Annotated in this window: 17 protein-coding genes; 16 read left to right on the top strand and 1 reads right to left on the bottom strand. The window is 74.0% G+C overall.

The features are described 5' to 3' along the window. Positions 1-245 precede the first annotated feature (245 nt). Positions 246-1,574 carry an isochorismate synthase gene (locus Cpa01nite_RS07225; RefSeq protein ID WP_203668065.1) on the bottom strand — a complete coding sequence of 443 codons (1,329 nt, stop codon included), beginning with the start codon at positions 1,572-1,574 and terminating at the stop codon, positions 246-248. 185 nt (positions 1,575-1,759) lie between these two features. Here Cpa01nite_RS07225 and Cpa01nite_RS07230 point away from each other — a divergent pair, with 185 nt between their 5' ends. From Cpa01nite_RS07230 to nuoN, 16 genes are all read left to right on the top strand, one after another. Continuing rightward, positions 1,760-2,461, top strand: a complete 702-nt coding sequence (locus tag Cpa01nite_RS07230; RefSeq protein WP_203668066.1) for a demethylmenaquinone methyltransferase — start codon at positions 1,760-1,762, stop codon at positions 2,459-2,461. A 134-nt stretch (positions 2,462-2,595) separates the two neighbouring features. Beyond that, on the top strand, positions 2,596-3,903 hold the full coding sequence (locus tag Cpa01nite_RS07235) for a geranylgeranyl reductase family protein (protein WP_203668067.1): 1,308 nt from the start codon (positions 2,596-2,598) through the stop codon (positions 3,901-3,903). 127 nt (positions 3,904-4,030) lie between these two features. After that, a complete protein-coding gene (locus tag Cpa01nite_RS07240; RefSeq protein WP_203668068.1) occupies positions 4,031-4,399 on the top strand; it encodes an NADH-quinone oxidoreductase subunit A in 369 nt (122 codons plus the stop codon). A gap of 1 nt (position 4,400) precedes the next feature. Further along, positions 4,401-4,952, top strand: a complete 552-nt coding sequence (locus Cpa01nite_RS07245; protein WP_203668069.1) for an NADH-quinone oxidoreductase subunit B — start codon at positions 4,401-4,403, stop codon at positions 4,950-4,952. After that, the gene (locus Cpa01nite_RS07250; protein ID WP_203668070.1) at positions 4,949-5,746 is read left to right on the top strand and encodes an NADH-quinone oxidoreductase subunit C; all 798 of its coding nucleotides are present in this window, start codon (positions 4,949-4,951) and stop codon (positions 5,744-5,746) included. The genes Cpa01nite_RS07245 and Cpa01nite_RS07250 overlap by 4 nt, the downstream gene beginning before the upstream one ends. Then, complete coding sequence (locus tag Cpa01nite_RS07255) at positions 5,743-7,098, top strand: NADH-quinone oxidoreductase subunit D (protein ID WP_203668071.1); 1,356 nt, start codon at positions 5,743-5,745, stop codon at positions 7,096-7,098. The genes Cpa01nite_RS07250 and Cpa01nite_RS07255 overlap by 4 nt, the downstream gene beginning before the upstream one ends. Then, positions 7,098-8,021: an NADH-quinone oxidoreductase subunit NuoE gene (nuoE, locus tag Cpa01nite_RS07260; protein WP_203668072.1), complete on the top strand. Its 924-nt coding sequence runs from the start codon at positions 7,098-7,100 to the stop codon at positions 8,019-8,021. Before Cpa01nite_RS07255 ends, nuoE begins: the two co-directional genes overlap by 1 nt. After that, positions 8,021-9,361, top strand: coding sequence for an NADH-quinone oxidoreductase subunit NuoF (nuoF, locus tag Cpa01nite_RS07265; RefSeq protein WP_203668073.1), 1,341 nt, complete (start codon positions 8,021-8,023; stop codon positions 9,359-9,361). Before nuoE ends, nuoF begins: the two co-directional genes overlap by 1 nt. A 1-nt stretch (position 9,362) precedes the next feature. Next, positions 9,363-12,020 carry an NADH-quinone oxidoreductase subunit G gene (locus tag Cpa01nite_RS07270; protein ID WP_203668074.1) on the top strand — a complete coding sequence of 886 codons (2,658 nt, stop codon included), beginning with the start codon at positions 9,363-9,365 and terminating at the stop codon, positions 12,018-12,020. After that, positions 12,017-13,408 (top strand): NADH-quinone oxidoreductase subunit NuoH, encoded by a 1,392-nt coding sequence (gene nuoH / locus Cpa01nite_RS07275; protein WP_203668075.1) that lies wholly within the window; start codon positions 12,017-12,019, stop codon positions 13,406-13,408. The genes Cpa01nite_RS07270 and nuoH overlap by 4 nt, the downstream gene beginning before the upstream one ends. 79 nt (positions 13,409-13,487) lie before the next feature. Beyond that, positions 13,488-14,165: an NADH-quinone oxidoreductase subunit NuoI gene (gene nuoI / locus Cpa01nite_RS07280; RefSeq protein WP_373307353.1), complete on the top strand. Its 678-nt coding sequence runs from the start codon at positions 13,488-13,490 to the stop codon at positions 14,163-14,165. Next, entirely contained in the window at positions 14,162-15,076 is a 915-nt protein-coding gene (locus tag Cpa01nite_RS07285) for an NADH-quinone oxidoreductase subunit J (RefSeq protein ID WP_203668076.1), read from the top strand. Before nuoI ends, Cpa01nite_RS07285 begins: the two co-directional genes overlap by 4 nt. Continuing rightward, positions 15,073-15,372, top strand: coding sequence for an NADH-quinone oxidoreductase subunit NuoK (gene nuoK / locus Cpa01nite_RS07290; RefSeq protein ID WP_147795399.1), 300 nt, complete (start codon positions 15,073-15,075; stop codon positions 15,370-15,372). The genes Cpa01nite_RS07285 and nuoK overlap by 4 nt, the downstream gene beginning before the upstream one ends. Positions 15,373-15,385: 13 nt before the next feature. Next, entirely contained in the window at positions 15,386-17,296 is a 1,911-nt protein-coding gene (gene nuoL, locus Cpa01nite_RS07295; RefSeq protein ID WP_203668105.1) for an NADH-quinone oxidoreductase subunit L, read from the top strand. A gap of 10 nt (positions 17,297-17,306) precedes the next feature. Beyond that, positions 17,307-18,926 (top strand): NADH-quinone oxidoreductase subunit M, encoded by a 1,620-nt coding sequence (locus Cpa01nite_RS07300; protein ID WP_203668077.1) that lies wholly within the window; start codon positions 17,307-17,309, stop codon positions 18,924-18,926. Beyond that, a complete protein-coding gene (gene nuoN, locus Cpa01nite_RS07305) occupies positions 18,923-20,722 on the top strand; it encodes an NADH-quinone oxidoreductase subunit NuoN (protein ID WP_203668078.1) in 1,800 nt (599 codons plus the stop codon). Before Cpa01nite_RS07300 ends, nuoN begins: the two co-directional genes overlap by 4 nt. Positions 20,723-20,730: the final 8 nt, after the last annotated feature.

Genomic DNA, 20,730 nt, shown 5'->3' on the forward strand with positions numbered 1-20,730 from the left:
GCCCGCACCTCGCCACCCCCACCGACGGCCCCCGCGGCGCGCACCCCCTGGCGCCCGCGGGGGCCGTCCCGCGTCCGGGGCCCGGGACGCGGGGTGCCGGCCCGGGGTGCCGGCTCGGGGCGCCGAGATCGGTCGTCCCGCGCGAGGTAGGGCCGTACCGGGCCCTCCCTCGACGTCATCGTCCTCTCTCGACGTGACCGTCCTCTCTCGGCGGGCGGTTCGACCGCCGCGCCGGGGCGGCCCGGTCAGTCCGAGGCCAGCGCCGTCCGCATGGGGACGAGCTTCGCGCGGGACTCCGCCAGCTCCGCCGCCGGGTCGGACGCCGCGACGATGCCGCAGCCCGCGAACAGCCGCAGCCGGCGCGGGTCGTCTGGGTCGAGCTCGGCGGAGCGCAGCGCGATGCCCCACTCGCCGTCGCCGTCCGCGCCGACCCAGCCGACCGGCCCGGCGTACCGGGCGCGGTCCATGCCCTCGATCGACCGGATGAGGTCGCGCGCGGCCTCGGTCGGGGTGCCGCACACCGCGGCCGTCGGGTGCAGGGCGGCGGCGAGCGCCAGCGACGTCGGGTGCGGGCCGCCCTCGGCGTCGCCGCCGCCGAGCACCGCGGTCACGTCGGAGGCCAGGTGCAGGACGTTCGGCAGGTGGAGCACGAACGGGGCGTCCGGCACGTTCGTCGACGAGCAGTACGGCGCCAGGGCCCGGGCGACGGACGCGACCGCGTACTCGTGCTCCTCGAGGTCCTTGGACGAGTGCGCGAGGATCGCGGCGCGCGCCAGGTCGGCGTCGTCGTCGCCGGTGCGGCGGATCGTGCCGGCGAGCACGCGGGAGGTCACCAGGCCCTTGTCCGAGCGGACCAGCAGCTCGGGGGTGGCGCCGATCAGCCCGTCGACGGAGAACGTCCACGTGGTCGGGTACCGGTCGGCCAGGCGGCGCAGCGCGTGCCGGACGTCCAGCGGCTCGGCCGTCGTGGCGACCTCGTCGCGCGCCAGCACGACCTTGTCGAGCTCGCCGGACCGGATCGCCGCGACGCCGCGCGCGACCACCGCGGGCCAGTCCTCGGCCTCGACGGCGCCCGACGCGTAGGCCACCGGGCCGGGGGCACGGACCGGGGTCAGCCCGGCGACGTGCCGCGCGACCAGCGACCAGTCCGGGGCCGCGCCGAGGGTGCCGGCCGTCTCGACGACGGTCAGCCAGGCGTGCCCGTCGCGGCGGCCGACGACCACCCGCGGCACGACGAGCACGCCGCCCGCGGCGGACCGGGAGTCGAACGCGAACGACCCGAACGCGACCGGGCCGGTGCCGGGCAGCCCGACCTCGTCCCGCACCACGGCGTGCCCGACGACGCCCTGCCACCAGCGCTCGGCGTCGGCGAACCGCGACGCGCCGCCGACCTCGACCCGCGCCGCCTCGCCCCAGCCCACGAGCCCGTCGCCGCGGCGCACCCAGGTGAGGGGGGCGTCCTCCGGGAGGAGGGACAGCAGGTCGTCCGGGGCGTCGAGCGGGACGGTGCGCACCACGAGCGGCTCGGGGTGCGAGGACGCCGCGCGCTCGCGGTCGTCGAGGGGGCTGGTCATCGCCGACCAGGGTACGACCGCGCGGGCCGGCCCGCGGTCGCGCGGTCGACCGCCGACGTCCGCGACGAGTGGAGGATCCGGCCGGACACGCCGGGCGCGTGTCGGGCCGGATCTTCCACCCGAGGTCGTCGCGCCCACCCCCACCCGCGCGCGGGCACCGCGCGCGACCTGACACGATGGGCCCCATGCCCCGCGCCTCGCTCGACAAGGACCCGCACGACGTCGCCACGATGTTCGACGGCGTCGCCCGCCGCTACGACCTGACCAACGACGTGCTGTCGCTCGGGCAGGACCGGATGTGGCGCCGGGCCACCCTCAAGGCGCTCGACGCGCTGCCGGGCGAGACCGTGCTGGACCTGGCCGCCGGCACCGGGACCTCGAGCGAGCCGCTGGCCGACGCGGGCGTGAAGGTCGTCCCGTGCGACCTCTCCACCGGCATGCTCACGGTCGGCAAGCGCCGCCGCCCCGACCTGCCGTTCACCGCCGGCGACGCGACCGCGCTGCCGTTCGCGGACGGCGTCTTCGACGCGGTGACGATCTCGTTCGGCCTGCGCAACGTGGTGGACACGGTGGGCGCGCTGGAGGAGATGCGCCGGGTGACGCGGCCGGGCGGCCGCCTGGTGGTGTGCGAGTTCTCGACGCCGACCTGGGCGCCGTTCCGCACGGTGTACTCGGGCTACCTCGTGAAGGCGCTGCCGGCGGTCGCGAAGGTCGTCGCGCGCGAGTCCGCCGCGTACGACTACCTCGCCGAGTCGATCCAGGACTGGCCGGACCAGCTCGGCCTCGCGAAGCTCCTCAAGGAGTCCGGCTGGACCTCGGTCGGGTACCGGAATCTGTCCGGCGGGATCGTCGCCCTGCACCGCGCGACAAATCCTGGGATCAATTAGTCGCGATTCATGGGACGAAAGTCCCGCAAATGCCCTGGTCAGAAGCAGAGACGCTACTGAGGCAAACCTTCGCAGACAGATCGTTGGTCTTCTCACTAGACTCGCCCTGTCAACAGGTGTGAAGGCATTCACAAATGGGGCGAACTGTGCAGAGTGGCAAGAGCGACGACGCCGACGTCATCGTGGTGGGCGCGGGACCCGCGGGGTCCAGCGCGGCGTACCACTGCGCTGCCGCCGGCCTGTCCGTCCTGCTGCTCGACAAGGCCTCGTTCCCGCGGGACAAGATCTGCGGCGACGGCCTGACGCCCCGCGCGGTCGCCGAGCTCGTCCGGATGGGCGTCCCGCTGCGCGAGCAGGACGGCTGGATCCGGAACGTCGGCCTGCGGGTCCTCGGCGGCGGCCACGTCGTCGAGCTGCCCTGGCCGGAGCTGTCGTCGTACCCGTCGTACGGCCTGGCCCGCGCCCGCACGTCCCTCGACCACCTGCTGCTCGAGCACGCCCGCGCCGCCGGCGCCAAGGTGCAGGAGCGGACCAACGTCACGGGCCCGCTGGTCGACGAGCGCACCGGCCGCGTGGTCGGCGTGCAGGCCCGGCCGGTCGACGCCGACGGGCGCCGCGCGGGCGAGCCGGTCGAGTACCGCGCCCCCGTCGTCATCGCCGCCGACGGCGTGTCCGCGCGGCTCGCGACCGGCCTCGGCCTGGAGAAGCGCCAGGACCGTCCGATGGGCGTGGCGGTGCGGACCTACTTCGAGACGCCCCGGCACGGCGACCCGTGGATGGAGAGCCACCTCGAGCTCTGGGACGGGAAGCCCGGCGAGTCGGACCTCATGCCGGGGTACGGCTGGATCTTCTCGCTGGGCGACGGCACGGCCAACGTCGGCCTGGGCTCGGTGTCCTCGACCGCCGCCGCGACCAAGGTCGACTACAAGGACCTGTTCGCGAAGTGGATGGGGAACGCGCCCGCGGAGTGGGAGTTCACCCCGGAGCACCAGCTCGGCCCGGTCCGCGGCGCCGCGCTGCCGATGGGCTTCAACCGCGGCCCGCTGTACGGTCGCGGCCTCCTGCTCGTCGGCGACGCCGCCGGGATGATCAGCCCCTTCAACGGCGAGGGCATCGCCTACGCCCTGCAGGCCGGCCGGGTCGCGGCGGACGCCATCGTCCAGGCCACCGCCCGGGGCACCGCCGCGGGACGCGAGCGCGCGCTCGCCACCTACGGCGCGCGCATGCGGGACGACCTCGGCGGGTACTACACGCTCGGCCGGGTGTTCGTGAAGCTCATCGAGCGCCCGGAGGTCATGCGCGCGTGCACGCGCTACGGCCTGCCTCGCCCGCTGGTCATGAAGCTCACGCACAAGCTGCTGGCCGACTGCTACGAGCCGCACGGCGGCGACTGGGCCGACCGCACCATCTCCGCGCTCACGCGTCTGGCGCCCGCCTCGTGACGGCCGCCCCCCGCACCGGGCCGCCCTGACCCGCGGCGCACCAGCGGCCTCCGCCGGCCTCGCCCGCCGGCTGCGCCCGCCCCGCAGCCCCACGGAAGCGCTCCACCCCCCACGCAGGAGAGCACCGATGACCAACCCGTACGTCCCGCTCCTCGTCATGATGGGCGTGGCCGCCGTCCTCGCGGTGGGCGGCCTCGCCGCCAGCGCCGTCGTGGGCCCGAAGCGCTACAACCGCGCCAAGCTCGAGGCCTACGAGTGCGGCATCCAGCCGACCCCGCACGCCGTCGGCGGCGGCCGGTTCCCGGTGAAGTACTACCTGGTCGCGATGACCTTCATCATCTTCGACATCGAGGTCGTGTTCCTCTACCCGTGGGCCGTCAGCTTCGGGGAGCTGGCGGTGTTCGGGCTGGTGGCGATGGTGGGGTTCCTCGCGCTGATCACCGTGCCGTTCCTCTACGAGTGGCGGCGCGGCGGTCTCGAGTGGGACGAGGACTGACATGGGTATCGAAGAGGCTCCCAGCGGCTTCCTGCTGACCTCGGTCGAGACGCTCGCCGGCCTGGTGCGCAAGGCCTCGCTGTGGCCGGTGACGTTCGGCCTGGCGTGCTGCGCGATCGAGATGATGGCGACGGGCGGGTCCCGGTTCGACATCTCGCGGTTCGGCATGGAGGTGTTCCGCGCCTCGCCGCGGCAGGCCGACCTCATGATCGTCGCCGGCCGGGTGAGCCAGAAGATGGCCCCGGTGGTCCGGCAGGTCTACGACCAGATGGCCGAGCCCAAGTGGGTGCTGTCGATGGGCGTGTGCGCCAGCAGCGGCGGCATGTTCAACAACTACGCGATCGTCCAGGGCGTCGACCACGTCGTGCCGGTCGACATCTACCTGCCCGGCTGCCCGCCGCGGCCGGAGATGCTGATCAACGCGATCCTCGAGCTGCACGAGCAGATCAAGGCCGAGCCGCTCGGGCGGAACCGCGCCGAGATCGCCCGCGACGTCGAGGCAGCCGCGCTGCGCGCCGAGCCGACCTCGCACATGACGGGGCTGCTGCGATGAGCGACGAGAAGAAGGACGCCGCCGCCGCGGCCAAGGCCGGTGACACGGCCGCCGCCGACGCCGGCGCGCAGCGCACCAGCGAGGCGGCGCTCGAGGCCGGCGCCCAGAACGTCCCGGCCGACCGGTCGCTGCCGCTCGAGGTGGTGCAGACCCGGCACGGCATGTTCGGCGTGCACGGGTCCGGCGACACGTCGGGCTTCGGCGGACTGGTGCAGACCGTGGCGCTGCCCGGCCCGAGCGAGCGGCCGTACGGCGGCTGGTTCGACGAGGTCGTCGACGTGCTGACCGAGCTGCTGGACGCCTCCGGCACCGGCGCCCCGGCCGCGCTGGAGTCCGTGGTCGTCGACCGGGGCGAGCTCACGCTGAACGTCGCGCGCGAGCACCTGGTCGAGGTCGCGCGGCACCTGCGGGACGACCAGGACCTGCGGTTCGAGCTGTCGCTCGGCGTCAGCGGCGTGCACTACCCGCACGACGCCGGCCGCGAGCTGCACGCCGTCTACCACCTGGTGTCGGTCACCCACGGCCGCCGGCTCCGGCTCGAGGTCGCGGCGCCCGAGGGCGACCCGACGATCCCCAGCACCGTCGGCGTCTACCCGGCGAACGACTGGCACGAGCGCGAGACCTGGGACTTCTTCGGCCTCGTCTTCACCGGCCGCACCGACCTGGCGCGGATCGAGATGCCGGACGACTGGCCCGGGCACCCGCAGCGCAAGGACTACCCGCTCGGCGGCATCCCGGTGGAGTACAAGGGCGCCACGATCCCGCCGGCCGACCAGCGGAGGACCTACTCATGAGCGCCTCGACCCACACGCCCCGGGCGACCGGCCACCTCGTCGACGACGAGACAGTCGGCCTGCGCACCTTCGAGGCCACCGGCGGCGACTGGTCCGACATCGCCGAGGAGGCGGCCCGGCTCGGCGAGCAGCGCATCGTCGTCAACATGGGCCCGCAGCACCCGTCCACGCACGGCGTGCTCCGGCTCATGCTCGAGATCGACGGCGAGACGGTGACCGAGGCCCGGGCGGGCATCGGCTACCTGCACACCGGCATCGAGAAGAACATGGAGCACCGCACCTGGACCCAGGGCGTGACGTTCTGCACCCGCATGGACTACGTCGCCCCGCTGTTCCAGGAGGCCGCGTACTGCCTCGCGGTCGAGAAGCTGCTCGGCATCACCGACGACGTCCCGCTCCGGGCGAGCGAGATCCGGGTGCTCATGATGGAGCTCAACCGGATCTCCTCGCACCTGGTGTGCCTGGCGACCGGCGGCAACGAGCTCGGCGCCACCACGATCATGACCATCGGGTTCACCGCACGCGAGGAGATCCTGCGGATCTTCGAGATGGTCACCGGCCTGCGGATGAACCACGCGTACATCCGCCCCGGCGGCGTCGTGCAGGACATCCCGCCCGGCGGGCTCGACTCGGTCCGCGAGGCGCTGGTCGGCGTGCGGCGGTACCTCACGCAGCTCGAGGACCTCATGCTCGGCCAGCCGATCCTCAAGGGCCGGCTGCAGGACGTGGGCGTGCTCAACCTCGCCGGCTGCATGGCGCTCGGCATCACGGGCCCGATGCTCCGGTCGACCGGCCTGCCGTACGACGTGCGCAAGGCCGCCCCGTACTGCGGCTACGAGACCTACGACTTCGACGTGCCGGTCTCCGAGGGCGCGGACTGCTGGGACCGGATGGTGCTGCGCATCGAGGAGTGCTACCAGTCGATGCGGATCGTCGAGCAGGTCGTCGACCGGCTGCAGGCCTCGGCCGGCACGCCGGTGATGGTCGGCGACCGCAAGATCGCCTGGCCCGCCCAGCTCGCCGTCGGCAGCGACGGCATGGGCAACTCGCTCGACCACATCCGGGAGATCATGGGCACCTCGATGGAGGCCCTGATCCACCACTTCAAGCTGGTGACGGAGGGCTTCCGGGTCCCCGCCGGCCAGGCGTGGCAGACCGTCGAGCACCCCCGCGGCGAGCTCGGCGTGCACCTGGTGTCCGACGGGGGCACCAAGCCGTACCGGGCGCACTTCCGCGACCCGTCGTTCAACAACCTGCAGGCCGTCTCGGTGCTCTGCGAGGGCGGGCAGGTGGCGGACGTCGTCTGCTCCGTCGCCTCCATCGACCCGGTGCTCGGAGGGGTGGACCGCTGATGACCGCCATCGACCACCCGCGCGTGCCCGGCACGGGGCGCCCGCGCGCGGCCTACGACGACGCGACCCGGGAGCGGCTCGCCGCCGACGCGGCGCAGGTCGTCGCCCGGTACCCCGATCCGCGCTCGGCGCTGCTGCCGCTGCTGCACCTGGTCCAGTCCGAGGACGGCTACGTCAGCCCGGCGGGCATCGCGTTCTGCGCCGCGACGCTCGACCTGTCGACCGCCCAGGTGTCCGCGGTCGCGACGTTCTACACCCAGTACAAGCGCCGGCCGAACGGCGAGTACACGGTGGGCGTCTGCACCAACACGCTCTGCGCGATCATGGGCGGCGACGCGATCTGGGAGGACCTCACCGACCGGCTCGGGATCGGGCACGACGAGACGACCGCCGACGGCCGGATCACGCTCGAGCGGATCGAGTGCAACGCGGCCTGCGACTACGCCCCGGTGATGATGATCAACTGGGAGTTCTTCGACAACCAGACGCCGGACTCGGCGGCCGAGGTGGTCGGGCGGCTCGTCGCGGGGGAGCCGGTGGCGCCGACCCGCGGGCCGGGCCGGGTGCAGACGTTCAAGCAGGTGTCCCGGGTGCTGGCCGGCTTCGGCGACGGCCTCGCCGACGAGGGCGTCGCGGCCGGCGAGCCGACGCTGCGCGGCCTGCGGCTGGCCCGGGAGAACGGCTGGACCGCCCCGTCCACCGACGCCGCGGCCCGCACCCCCGAGCAGGAGCAGCAGGCGGAGCCCGCCGCCCCCGCCGCCGGCACCGCGCCCCCGGCGGGCAGCGCGCCGCAGCCCGGCGCCGAGCAGTCCTCCGTCGACCGCCCCGCGGCCGGCGCCCCGGAGCGGTCCGCCGACCAGGAGAAGGCCGAGCACCGCGCCGACGACACGAGTGCCCCCGCCGACAGCGAGAAGGAGTCGTGATGGCCGACGCGACGACCCTGACCCCGGTCCTCAGCGACCGGTGGGACGCCGACCGCCCGTGGGACCTGCGCACGTACGAGTCCCGCGGCGGCTACCGCGGGCTGCGCCGGGCCCTGACCATGGACGCCGCCGACGTGGTGACGACCGTCAAGGACTCCGGCCTCCGCGGCCGCGGCGGCGCCGGTTTCCCGACCGGCATGAAGTGGGGCTTCCTGCCCGCGCCGGACGGCGGCCCGCGCTACCTCGTGGTCAACGCCGACGAGTCCGAGCCCGGCACCTGCAAGGACATCCCGCTGATGATGGCGGACCCGCAGCTGCTGGTCGAGGGCGTGGCGATCACGTCGTACGCGATCGGCTGCCACCACGCGTTCATCTACGTGCGCGGCGAGGTGGTGCACGTCTACCGCCGGCTGCTGCAGGCGGTCGAGCAGGCGTACGCGGCCGGCTACCTCGGCAAGGACGTGCTGGGCAGCGGGTTCGACCTGGACGTCACGGTGCACGCCGGGGCGGGTGCGTACATCTGCGGCGAGGAGACCGCGCTGCTCGACTCGCTCGAGGGCCGCCGCGGCCAGCCGCGCCTCAAGCCGCCGTTCCCCGCGGTCGCGGGCCTGTACGCCCGGCCGACCGTGGTGAACAACGTCGAGTCGATCGCGTCGGTGCCGGGCATCCTTACCGGCGGCGCCGACTGGTTCCGCACGATGGGCACCGAGCGCTCGCCGGGCCACGGCCTGTTCTCGCTGTCCGGGCACGTGACGAACCCCGGGCAGTACGAGGCCCCGCTCGGCATCACCATGCGCGAGCTGCTCGCGATGGCCGGCGGCGTCCGCGAGGGCCACGAGCTGAAGTTCTGGACCCCGGGCGGGTCGTCCACGCCGATCTTCACCGCCGCGCACCTGGACGTCCCGCTCACCTACGAGGAGGTCGGCGCCGCCGGGTCGATGCTCGGCACCCGCGCCCTCCAGGTGTTCGACGAGACGGTGTCGGTGGTCAAGGCCGTGTCCCGGTGGACGCAGTTCTACAAGCACGAGTCCTGCGGCAAGTGCACCCCGTGCCGCGAGGGCACGTTCTGGCTGGCGCAGGTGCTCGGCCGTCTGGAGGCCGGGCAGGGCACGTCGGGCGACATCGAGCTGCTGCTCGACCTGTGCGACAACATCCTCGGCAAGGCGTTCTGCGCCCTCGGCGACGGCGCGACCAGCCCGATCACCTCGGCGATCCAGTACTTCCGGGACGAGTTCGAGGCGGGCACGCACACGCCCGCCGACGTGCTGTTCCCGCCGGAGCGCGCCTCGCTGTTCCCCTACACGCCGCGGCGCAGCGGCCAGCTCGCGGGAGCCCACTGACATGACCGTCACCGCAGCCAAGCCCGCCGGGTCGGGCGCGACGCCGCCGCCCGAGCCGAAGCCCGACGGCGTCACCTTCACCATCGACGGCATCGAGACCACCGTGCCGAAGGGCACCCTCGTCATCCGCGCCGCCGAGCAGCTCGGGATCCAGATCCCGCGGTTCTGCGACCACCCGCTGCTCGCCCCGGCCGGCGCGTGCCGCCAGTGCCTCGTCGAGGTCTGGGCCCCCGGCCGCGACGGCAAGGTCGCCAAGATGCCGAAGCCGCAGGCCTCCTGCACGCTCACCGCGACGCCCGGGATGGACGTCCGCACGCAGCGCACCTCCGCCGAGGCGGACAAGGCGCAGCACGGCGTCATGGAGCTGCTGCTCATCAACCACCCGCTGGACTGCCCGGTCTGCGACAAGGGCGGCGAGTGCCCCCTGCAGAACCAGGCGATGTCGAACGGCCGCAGCCAGACGCGGTTCGTCGACGTCAAGCGGACGTTCCCCAAGCCGATCGCCGTGTCGACCGAGATCCTGCTCGACCGCGAGCGGTGCATCCTGTGCCAGCGGTGCACCCGGTTCTCCCGGGAGATCGCGGGCGATCCGTTCATCGACCTGCAGAAGCGCGGCGCGATGCAGCAGATCGGCCGGTTCGACGCCGACGTGCTGGGCTTCGCCGGAGCGGGGGTGGACCGCGAGGACGCGGCCTCAGACGGGACGCTGGCGTTCGACGACCGCGTCTTCCTCGGTGCCGACATCCCCGTCGGCCCCGCTGCGCCCACGGTGGACGACGACCGATCTGGATCGCCCTTCGCGTCCTACTTCTCCGGCAACACGGTCCAGATCTGCCCGGTCGGCGCGCTGACCGGCGCGGCTTACCGGTTCCGCGCCCGCCCGTTCGACCTGGTGTCGACGCCCGGGGTGGCCGAGCACGACTCGTCCGGCGCGGCGATCCGCGTCGACCACCGCCGCGGCGTCGTGCTGCGCCGGCTCGCGGGGGAGGACCCCGAGGTCAACGAGGAGTGGCTCACCGACAAGGACCGGTTCGCCTTCACCTGGCAGTCCGCCGCCGACCGGATCACCACGCCGCTGGTGCGGGACCGGGCCGCGGACGGCACCCGCGGCGAGCTGCACCCCGCGTCCTGGGCCGAGGCCCTGGAGGTCGCGGCGCACGGGCTGGAGCAGGCCCGGGCCGCCGGCGGCGTCGGCGTGCTGCCCGGCGGCCGGCTCACCGTCGAGGACGCGTACGCGTACGGCAAGTTCGCCCGCGTGGTGCTCGGCACCAACGACGTCGACCTGCGCGCGCGGCCGCACTCGGACGAGGAGCTCGCGTTCCTCGGCCACGCGGTCGCCGGCACCGGCCTGGGCGTCACGTTCCGCGACCTGGAGGCGGCGCCGACGGTCCTGCTCGCCGGCCTGGAGGCCGAGGAGGAGGCGGGCGTCGTGTTCCTGCGGCTGCGCAAGGGCGTGGTCGCGGGCCGGACCCGCGTGCACGCCGTCGCGCCGCTGGCCAGCCGCGGGCTGGAGCGCCTGGACGGGACGCTGCTGCGCGCCGCCCCCGGCACCGAACCCGAGGTGCTGGACGCGATCGGTTCCGGGGAGCTCGCCGACCTGGGTGCCGCGCTCGGCGCCGCGGGCGCGCTGGTCCTGGTGGGCGAGCGCCTGGCCGCGGTGCCCGGCGCGCTGTCCGCCGTGCTCCGGCTGGCCGAGCGCACCGGCGCCCGCGTCGCGTGGATCCCGCGGCGCGCCGGCGAGCGCGGCGGCGTCGAGGCCGGCGCCCTGCCGACCCTGCTGCCCGGCGGCCGCCCGGTCGCCGACGCCGCGGCCCGCGTGGACGTGGCCGCCGCCTGGGACGTCGAGCACCTGCCGACCGAGCCCGGCCGCGACACCGCCGCGATCCTCGCCGCTGCGGCGGACGGCACGCTCGGCGGTTTGCTGGTCGGCGGTGTGGACGTGCGGGACCTGCCCGACCCGGCGGCGGCCCGCGCGGCGCTCGCGGCGACGGGGTTCGTCGTCTCGCTCGAGGTCCGGGCCTCCGAGGTGACCGCGCTCGCCGACGTCGTGCTGCCGGTCGCCCCGCCCGTCGAGCGGCCCGGCACGTTCGTGAGCTGGGAGGGCCGCGTGCGGCCGTTCCCGCAGGCGCTGACCTCGACCGCCATGCCGGACCATCGCGTCCTCGACGCGCTGGCCGACGCGCTCGGCGTGACCCTGGGCCTGCGCACGCTCGCCGAGGTGCACGCCGACGCCGACCCGCTGACCGGCGAGTGGGACGGCGCGCGCGTCGCCGCCCCGGACGTCGCCGCCGCCGAACCGCCGGCCGTCGCCCCCGGGCACGCGGTCCTCGCGTCCTGGCACCAGCTGCTCGACGCCGGCCGGCTGCAGGACGGCGAGCCGTTCCTGGCGGGCACCGCGAAGCGCCCGGTCGCCCGGCTGTCGCCCGCGACCGCCGCCGCCGCGGGGGTGCCGGACGGCGCGCTCGTCACCGTCGCCACCGACGCCGGGTCGATCACGCTGCCCGCCGTCGTCACCGACATGGCCGACCACGTGGTGTGGCTGCCGACCGCCTCGGCGGGCAGCCAGGTCCGGGACGCGCTGCGCGCCGTGCCGGGCGACCCGGTCCGGGTCGGGCCGGCCGCCGGCCCCGACGCCACCGACGAGGAGGTGCCCGCATGATCCCGCTCGCGGCCGCGCTGCCCGCCGCCGCCGCGGAGGGCGGCGCCGCCGACTTCAGCCAGGACGTGTTCTGGGTCTGGGTCGTCAAGGCGGTCGGCATCCTGGTGTTCCTGCTGCTCAGCGTGCTCATCGCCATCTGGTTCGAGCGCCGCGTGGTCGGCCGGATGCAGCTGCGGCCCGGCCCGAACGTGCACGGCCCGTTCGGCCTGTTCCAGTCGCTCGCCGACGCGATGAAGCTGCTGCTCAAGGAGGACGTCACCGTCCGGGCGGCCGACCGGGTCGTCTACGTGCTGGCGCCGTTCATCGCGGTGTTCTGCTCGCTGCTGACGATGGCGGTGATCCCGTTCGGGCCCGAGGTGTCGATCTTCGGCGTCGTCACCCCGCTGCAGCTCACCGACTTCCCCGTCGCGGTGCTCTACATCCTCGCGTGCGCCTCGGTCGGCGTGTACGGCATCGTCCTCGGCGGCTGGTCGTCCAACTCGACCTACCCGCTGCTCGGCGCCGTGCGGTCCACCGCGCAGGTCATCTCGTACGAGCTCGCGATGGGCCTGTCCCTGGTCAGCGTGTTCATCCTGGCCGGGTCGATGTCGACCTCCGAGATCGTCGCCTCGCAGACCACCGTGTGGTGGCTCATCCCGCTGGCGCCGGCGTTCGTCATCTACGTCATCTCCATGGTCGGCGAGACCAACCGCCTGCCGTTCGACCTGCCGGAGGCCGAGGGCGAGCTCGTCGGCGGGTACACCACCGAGTACTCGTCGATGAAGTTCGCGTGGTTCTTCCTCGCCGAGTACATCAACATGCTCAACGTCTCGGCGGTCGCGACCACGCTGTTCTTCGGCGGCTGGCGGGCGCCGTGGCCGCTGTCCTGGATCGGCGACGGGGTGCTCAACACCGGCTGGTGGCCGCTGCTGTGGTTCGTCGCCAAGGTCTGGCTGTTCATGTTCCTGTTCGTGTGGATCCGCGGCACGCTGCTGCGGTTCCGGTACGACCAGTTCATGTCGTTCGGCTGGAAGGTGCTGATCCCGGCGGCGCTGGTCTGGCTGGTGTGCGTCGCGGCGGTCCAGGGCGTGCGGCAGTTCGCCGAGGTGGACGTCCGGGACATGCTGCCGTGGCTCGGCGGGGTGATCCTCGTGGTCGTCGCGCTGTCGTTCCTCGTCCCGGAGAAGAAGCAGGCCCCGCCGGCCCGCGCGGCGGACGAGCCGTTCGACGCGTTCGCCGGCGGCTTCCCCGTGCCGCCGCTCCCCGGCCAGACCCTGCCGCCGTCGCCGCGCGCCGCCCGCCGCCGGGCCCAGGCGCCCGACACCCCCGCCCTCGTCGGCGGGCCGGGCGCCGAGGGCGCGGACGGCGACGCCCCCGAGTCCCCCACCCAGGAGGTGCCGCGTGGCTGACACGCCGGACAGGTCCGTCGAGCGGTCGCAGGGCGGCGGCGAGGTCGCCGCGCCCCGGGTCCGCCCGTACGAGTCGCTGATCCCGAAGCGGAGCCCGGTCGCCGACGCGCTCGCGCCCGCCGCCGGGTTCGGCGTCACGCTGAAGAACTTCTTCAGCCGGACGGTGACCGAGCAGTACCCCTTCGAGGCCGCCCCGGTGAAGCCGCGGTTCCACGGCCGGCACCAGCTCAACCGGTACCCGGACGGCCTGGAGAAGTGCATCGGCTGCGAGCTGTGCGCGTGGGCGTGCCCCGCGGACGCGATCTACGTCGAGGCGTCGGACAACACCCCCGAGAAGCAGATGTCGCCGGGGGAGCGGTTCGGCAGCGTCTACCAGATCAACTACCTGCGCTGCATCTTCTGCGGGCTGTGCATCGAGGCCTGCCCGACCCGCGCGCTCACCATGACCAACGAGTTCGAGCTCGCCGGCCCGACCCGCGAGGGCCTGATCTTCGAGAAGCAGGACCTGCTGGCGCCGCTGGCCGAGGGCATGCTCGCCGCGCCGCACCCGATGGTCGAGGGCACGACCGACACCGAGTACTACCGCGGCGAGGTCACCGGGCCGACCGCGGCGCAGGTCGACTGGGTCGCGGAGCAGCGGCCCGACGACCCGACGCTGGCGGCGGCCCGCCGCAGGGCCGGGACCACCGCCGCGCCCGCCACGGCGTCCGCCGACGCGCCCGCGCCCACCGGGCCGGTCGGGCGGGAGGCCCGATGACCCCGTCGACCGCCGAGACGGTCCTGTTCTGGGTGCTGGCGCCGGTCATGGTGCTCGCCGCGTCCGGGCTGCTGCTCACGCGCAAGGCGGTGCACGCCGCCCTGTGCGTCATCACCGTGATGATCTCGCTGGCGTTCCTGTACGTGGCCCAGGAGGCGCCGTTCCTCGGCGTCGTCCAGGTGGTCGTCTACACCGGCGCCGTCATGATGCTGTTCCTGTTCGTGCTCATGCTGGTGGGCGTCGACGCGTCCGACTCCCTGGTCGAGACCCTCCGCGGCCAGCGCTGGGTCGGCTGGCTCGGCGCGCTCGGGCTGGGCGTCGTGCTGGTCGGCGTCGTCGGCCGCGCGACCTACCCGTCCGCCGTCGGGCTCGCGGAGGCCAACGCCCCCGGCAACCCGACCGGCGTCGCGCGGATCATCTTCGGCCAGCACGTGTTCGGGCTCGAGGTCGTCGGGGCCCTGCTGGTCACCGCGGCGCTCGGTGCGCTGGTGCTCACCCACCGGCAGCGCCTGACGCGGGTCGTCAAGCAGCCGGAGCGCGCCGCGGCCCGCGTCGCCGCCGGCGCCCGGCTCACCCCGCTGCCGGCCCCCGGCGTGTACGCGCGGCACAACGCGATGGACGTGCCGGCGCTCGACCCGGCCGGGAACCCGATCGACGAGTCGGTGCCCCGCGTGCTGCGGATCCGCGGCCAGGAGGCCGGGACCGCCGAGTACCGCGCGGACACCTACCGGCGTGCGGTCACGGCCGTGCTCGCGGAGCGGGGCGCGGTCGGCGACGGCGAGGTCGACGCGGCGCTGGGGGCCGTCGCGGACGAGCCGCGCCCGGCCGCCGCGCCGCCGGGGACCACCACCGGTCCGACGGCGGACATCGACCTGGGCGGCGGCTCGACCCGGACGGAGACCGAGCGGTGACCCTCACGAACTACCTGGTGCTCTCCGGGATCCTGTTCTCGATCGGCGCCGCGACGGTGCTGCTGCGCCGCAACGCGATCATCGTGTTCATGGGCGTCGAGCTCATGCTCAACGCGACGAACCTCGCGCTGGTGACGTTCTCCCGGCTGCACGGCGACCTGACGGGCCAGGTCATGGCGTTCTTCGTCATGGTCGTGGCCGCGGCGGAGGTGGTCGTCGGCCTGGCGATCATCGTGTCGATCTTCCGCACCCGGAAGTCGGCCTCGGTCGACGACATCAACCTGCTGAAGAGCTGAGGGGACCGTGGACGTGAACTCCCTCGCCCCGCTGCTGGTGGCGGTGCCGCTGGCGAGCGCGGCGGTGCTGCTGCTGCTCGGGCGGCGCTCCGACCGCTGGGGCCACTGGCTGGGCCTGCTGGCGTCGACCGCGGCGTTCGTCGTCGGCGCGCTGCTGCTGGTCGAGCTGCTGGGCCGGCCCGCCGACCAGCGGTCGGTCGACGTGCACCTGTTCGACTGGATCTCCGCGGGGCGGTTCGACCTGTCGGCGGGCCTGCTGGTCGACCCGCTGTCGCTGACCTTCGTCCTGCTCGTGACGTTCGTCGGGTCGCTCATCCACCTGTACTCGGTCGCGTACATGGCGCACGACGCCGCCCGGCGCCGGTTCTTCGCCTACCTCAACCTGTTCGTCGCGGCGATGCTGCTGCTGGTCCTCGCGGACTCGTACCTGCTGCTGTTCGTCGGCTGGGAGGGCGTCGGCCTGGCGTCCTACCTGCTCATCGGGTTCTGGAACCACCGCACCCCGTACGCGGTCGCGGCCAAGAAGGCGTTCGTCGCGAACCGGGTCGGCGACCTCGGCCTCCTGATCGCGCTCATGCTCATGCTCGCGACGTTCGGGGCCGTCGACTTCGCGTCGGTGTCGGCGGGGATCGACGGCGGGCTGGCGTCCACGGCGACGCTCACCGCGATGGGCCTGCTGCTGCTGCTCGCGGCGTGCGGCAAGTCGGCGCAGTTCCCGCTGCAGTCCTGGCTCGGCGACGCGATGGCCGGCCCGACCCCGGTGTCCGCGCTCATCCACGCGGCCACGATGGTCACCGCCGGCGTCTACCTCATCGTCCGGTCCGCGCCCGTGTTCGAGGGCGCGCCCACCGCGCAGCTCGTCGTCACGATCGTCGGCGCGATCACCCTGGTGTTCGGCGCGATCGTGGGCTGCGCCAAGGACGACATCAAGAAGGCGCTCGCCGCGTCGACGATGTCGCAGATCGGCTACATGGTGCTCGCCGCCGGCCTCGGCCCGGTCGGGTACGCGTTCGCGATCTTCCACCTGGTGACGCACGGCTTCTTCAAGGCCGGCATGTTCCTCGGCGCCGGGTCGGTCATGCACGGCATGGACGACCAGACCGACATGCGCCGGTTCGGCGCGCTGCGCCGGTACATGGTCGTCACCTGGGTGACGCTCGGCCTCGGCTGGCTCGCGATCCTGGGCATCCCGCCGTTCTCCGGCTTCTGGTCGAAGGACAAGATCATCGAGTCGGCGTTCGTGGTGCCCGAGGTCGGGGGCGAGTGGCGGGCCTGGCTGTTCGGCGCGGTCGCGCTGATCGGCGCCGGGATCACCGCGTTCTACATGTCGCGGCTGTTCTTCATGACGTTCCACGGGAAGAAGCGCTGGACCCGGGACGCGGACGGCCACGAGCCGCACCCGCACGAGTCGCCCGCGCTCATGACGATCCCGATGATCGTGCTCGCGGTCGGCTCGGCCGGGCTCGGCTTCGTGCTCCAGGCAGGCGGCTTCACCACCTGGCTCGAGCCGGTCACCGGGCACGTCGAGCACCACGAGCCCGTGCTGCCGGTGCTGGTCATCCAGGTCGTCACGCTGCTGGCCGTCGTCGTCGGCCTCGCGCTCGCCTGGCGGCAGTACGCCTCGCTGCCGGTGCCCGAGACGGCACCGGAGGGGTCGGCGCTCACGCGCGCGGCCCGGGTCGACCTCTACCAGGACGCCGTCAACGACGCCGTGCTGGTCGAGCCCGGCCGCCACCTGACCCGCTCCCTCGTCTACGGCGACCGCACCGCCGTCGACGGGGCGTTCACCGGGCTCGGCCGCCTCACCGTCGGGATCGGGGAGCTCGTGCGCCGGGTGCAGACGGGCTACGCCCGCCAGTACGCCGCCACGATGCTGCTCGGCCTCGTCGTGCTGGCCGCCGTCGTCCTGGTACCTCGGATCTGAGGGGAAGTCGATGTCGTCCACCGTCGCCACCACGGACGTGCCGTGGCTGACCCTCCTCGTCGTGTGGCCGCTGGTCGGCGCGCTCGTCCTGTGGCTGCTGCCGCGGGGGTCGCGCGCCGCGGGCGCGGCCGACGCCGACGCGATCACCGCCGGGCCGCGGCGGTACGCCCGCCAGATCGCCCTCGCCGTCGCGCTCGTCGAGGTCGGGCTCGGCGTCGCCGCGCTGCTGGCCTTCGACGCCGGCGCCGCCGGCGAGCACCAGTTGCGCGAGACCCACGCCTGGATCTCCCAGCTCGGCGTCTCGTACGCGGTCGGCGTCGACGGCGTCGGCCTCGCGCTGGTGCTGCTGTCCGTCGTGCTGGTGCCGGTCGTGATCCTCGCCGCGTGGCGGGAGCAGGGCTCGGGCGCGCTGCCGACCGAGCGGCTCCGGCACTACCTGGCCCTCGTGCTGGTGCTGACCGCGTTCATGGTCGCCGTGTTCGCCGCCCGGGACGTGTTCCTGTTCTACGTGCTGTTCGAGGCCATGCTCATCCCGGTCTACTTCATGATCGGGGCGTTCGGCGGGCCGCGGCGGCGGTACGCGGCGGTGAAGTTCCTGCTGTTCTCGCTCGCGGGCGGCCTCATCATGCTGGCCGGCGTCATCGCGCTCTACCTGCAGGGGCCCGGCGGGCCGCAGGGCTTCCTCACCGAGAACCTCACCGGGCTCGACCTGCCGGTGGGCACCGAGCGCTGGCTGTTCCTCGCCTTCTTCCTCGCGTTCGCGATCAAGGCGCCGATGTTCCCCGTGCACACCTGGCTGCCCGACGCCGCGGAGCAGGCGCCCGCGGGGACGTCGACGCTGCTGGTCGGCGTCCTCGACAAGGTCGGCACCTTCGGCATGCTGACGCTCTGCCTGCCGCTGTTCCCGGACGCGTCGCGGTGGGCGGCGCCGGTGATCGTCGCGCTGGCCGTCGTGTCGATCCTCTACGGGGCGCTGCTCGCGATCGGGCAGCAGGACCTGTTCCGGCTCGTCGCGTACACCTCGGTCTCGCACTTCGGGTTCATCGTGCTCGGCATCTTCGCCTTCACGTCGACCTCGGTGGCCGGCTCGTCCTTCTACATGGTCAACCACGGGCTCTCGACCGGCGCGCTGTTCCTGCTGGTCGGGTTCCTCGCGGCGCGCCGCGGTTCGGCCCGCATCGAGGACTTCGGCGGGCTGCAGAAGGTCACGCCCGTGCTGGCCGGCGTCTTCCTCGTCACCGGCCTGTCCGCGCTGTCGCTCCCGGGGCTGTCGACGTTCGTGTCCGAGTTCCTCGTGCTGGTCGGGTCGTTCGGCACCAACCGGGCCGCGGCCGTGGTCGCGACGCTCGGAGTCGTCCTCGCGGCGGTCTACGTCCTGTGGACCTACCAGCGGCTGTTCGCCGGCCCGGTCCGCGACGACCTCGCCGCGACGCGGGACATCGGCGGTCGGGAGCGGTGGGTCGTCGGCCCGCTGATCGCGATCATGCTGGTGCTCGGCTTCTACCCGGCGCCCGCGCTGCGCCTGGTGGACGAGCCCGCCGCGACCACCGTGACCCACGTGGGCGGCGAGCCGCCCGCGGTCGACATGCCCGTCGCCGAGGACGGCGACCACGAGGGGAGCGAGCAGTGACCTTCACCGTGCCCGAGATCGCGTGGGCGCCGCTCGCGCCGGTCCTGATCGTGCTCGGCGCCGCCGTGGTCGGCGTGCTCGTCGAGGCGTTCGTCCCGCGCCGGGTCCGGCGCCCCGTCCAGCTCGGGCTGACCCTGGCGGCGCTCGCGGGCGCCGTCGTCGCGGTCGCGCTGCTGTGGGACGAGGTCGCGGACACGGGCGGCACCGACGTGCTCGGCGGGTCGCTGCTCGTCGACGGCCCGACGCTCGTGCTGTGGGCGACCACCGCCGTGCTCGCGCTGCTGGCGGTGCTCGTGGTCGCGGACCGGACGTCGACCGGCGAGGACGCGTTCGCGCCCCAGGGCGCTGCCGTGCCGGGGTCCGGCTACGAGGAGGCGGCGCGCGCCGCGGGCCTGCAGCAGACCGAGGTCTACCCGCTCGTGCTGTTCGCGACCGGCGGCATGCTGATCTTCCCGGCGACGGGCGACCTGCTGACGCTGTTCGTGGCGCTCGAGGTGCTCTCGCTGCCGCTGTACCTGCTGACCGGGTTGTCCCGGCGCCGCCGCCTGCTCAGCCAGGAGGCGTCGATGAAGTACTTCCTGCTCGGGTCGTTCGCGTCCGCGCTGCTGCTGTTCGGCATCGCGCTGCTCTACGGGTTCTCCGGCTCGCTCCGGTACGCCGAGATCGCCGACGCCGTCCGCACGGTCGGCGGCATGGACGGGCTGCTGCTGGCCGGCTCGCTGCTCGTGCTCGCCGGGCTGCTGTTCAAGGTCGGCGCCGTGCCGTTCCACTCCTGGACCCCCGACGTCTACCAGGGCGCGCCCACCCCGATCACCGGGTTGATGGCCGCCTGCACCAAGGTCGCCGCGTTCGGCGCGCTGGTCCGGGTGATGTACACGGTGGTGCCCGACCTGCGGTGGGACCTGGAGCCGGTCCTGTGGACGGTCGCGATCGCGACGATGGCCGTCGGCACGGTCGTGGCGCTGGTGCAGACCGACATCAAGCGGGTGCTCGCGTACTCGTCGATCGCGCACGCCGGGTTCGTGCTCACCGGCGTGGTCGCGCTGGTGCAGTCCGGGATCACCGCGGTGCTGTTCTACCTGCTCGCGTACGGCGCGGCGACGGTCGGGGCGTTCGGCATCGTGTCGCTCGTGCGGGAGCGCGGGGCGGTGCGGCCGGGCGCGCGCACGGGCGCGGGCGCGGCGGCGCGGGTCCCGGCGCTGGCGTCGGCGGGATCGACGGCGGACGTCGTCGGGACGGGGGCGGGTGCGGGCGCGGCGGCCGCGGCGGAGGACCGGGCCGGGGTCGGTACCGGCGCCGGCGCCGGTCCGGCCGGGGCGGACGCCGACGGCGAGGAGCCCCCGGTCGAGGCCACGGGTCCCGTGCTCGGCGAGGCCACCCACCTGTCCCAGTGGGCCGGCCTGGGCCGGACGAACCCCGTGCTCGCCACCACGTTCGCGCTGTTCCTGCTGTCGTTCGCGGGCATCCCGCTGACGGCCGGCTTCACCGGCAAGTTCGCGGTGTTCTCCGCGGCCGTCGAGGGCGGCGCCTGGCCGCTCGCGGTCGTCGGCGTGGTCGCCTCCGCCGCGGCCGCGTTCTTCTACGTGCGGATCATCGTGCTGATGTTCTTCACGAGCCCGCACGGCGGCCCCCGCGACGACGCCGACGAGGAGGCCCGGCCCGGCGCCGTCGTCGTCACCTCGCAGGGGTTCGCGGTCGTCGCGATCGCCGCCTGCGCGGCCCTGACGATCCTCCTCGGGGTCCTGCCCGGCCCCGTCCTGGACGCCGTCGCGGGCGTCGCCCAGCTCTTGCCCTGATCGCCCCG

It is taken from the genome of Cellulomonas pakistanensis (assembly GCF_016862755.1).
Lineage (GTDB): Bacteria > Actinomycetota > Actinomycetes > Actinomycetales > Cellulomonadaceae > Cellulomonas > Cellulomonas pakistanensis.

Coding starts and splice junctions, on each gene's coding strand:
- Cpa01nite_RS07270 (WP_203668074.1), top strand. CDS start 9,363: ATGACCGTCACCGCAGCCAAGCCCGCCGGGTCGGGCGCGACGCCGCCG.
- Cpa01nite_RS07230 (WP_203668066.1), top strand. CDS start 1,760: ATGCCCCGCGCCTCGCTCGACAAGGACCCGCACGACGTCGCCACGATG.
- Cpa01nite_RS07300 (WP_203668077.1), top strand. CDS start 17,307: ATGTCGTCCACCGTCGCCACCACGGACGTGCCGTGGCTGACCCTCCTC.
- Cpa01nite_RS07235 (WP_203668067.1), top strand. CDS start 2,596: ATGGGGCGAACTGTGCAGAGTGGCAAGAGCGACGACGCCGACGTCATC.
- Cpa01nite_RS07255 (WP_203668071.1), top strand. CDS start 5,743: ATGAGCGCCTCGACCCACACGCCCCGGGCGACCGGCCACCTCGTCGAC.
- Cpa01nite_RS07245 (WP_203668069.1), top strand. CDS start 4,401: ATGGGTATCGAAGAGGCTCCCAGCGGCTTCCTGCTGACCTCGGTCGAG.
- Cpa01nite_RS07225 (WP_203668065.1), bottom strand. CDS start 1,574: ATGACCAGCCCCCTCGACGACCGCGAGCGCGCGGCGTCCTCGCACCCC.
- Cpa01nite_RS07240 (WP_203668068.1), top strand. CDS start 4,031: ATGACCAACCCGTACGTCCCGCTCCTCGTCATGATGGGCGTGGCCGCC.
- Cpa01nite_RS07285 (WP_203668076.1), top strand. CDS start 14,162: ATGACCCCGTCGACCGCCGAGACGGTCCTGTTCTGGGTGCTGGCGCCG.
- nuoH (WP_203668075.1), top strand. CDS start 12,017: ATGATCCCGCTCGCGGCCGCGCTGCCCGCCGCCGCCGCGGAGGGCGGC.
- nuoE (WP_203668072.1), top strand. CDS start 7,098: ATGACCGCCATCGACCACCCGCGCGTGCCCGGCACGGGGCGCCCGCGC.
- nuoF (WP_203668073.1), top strand. CDS start 8,021: ATGGCCGACGCGACGACCCTGACCCCGGTCCTCAGCGACCGGTGGGAC.
- Cpa01nite_RS07250 (WP_203668070.1), top strand. CDS start 4,949: ATGAGCGACGAGAAGAAGGACGCCGCCGCCGCGGCCAAGGCCGGTGAC.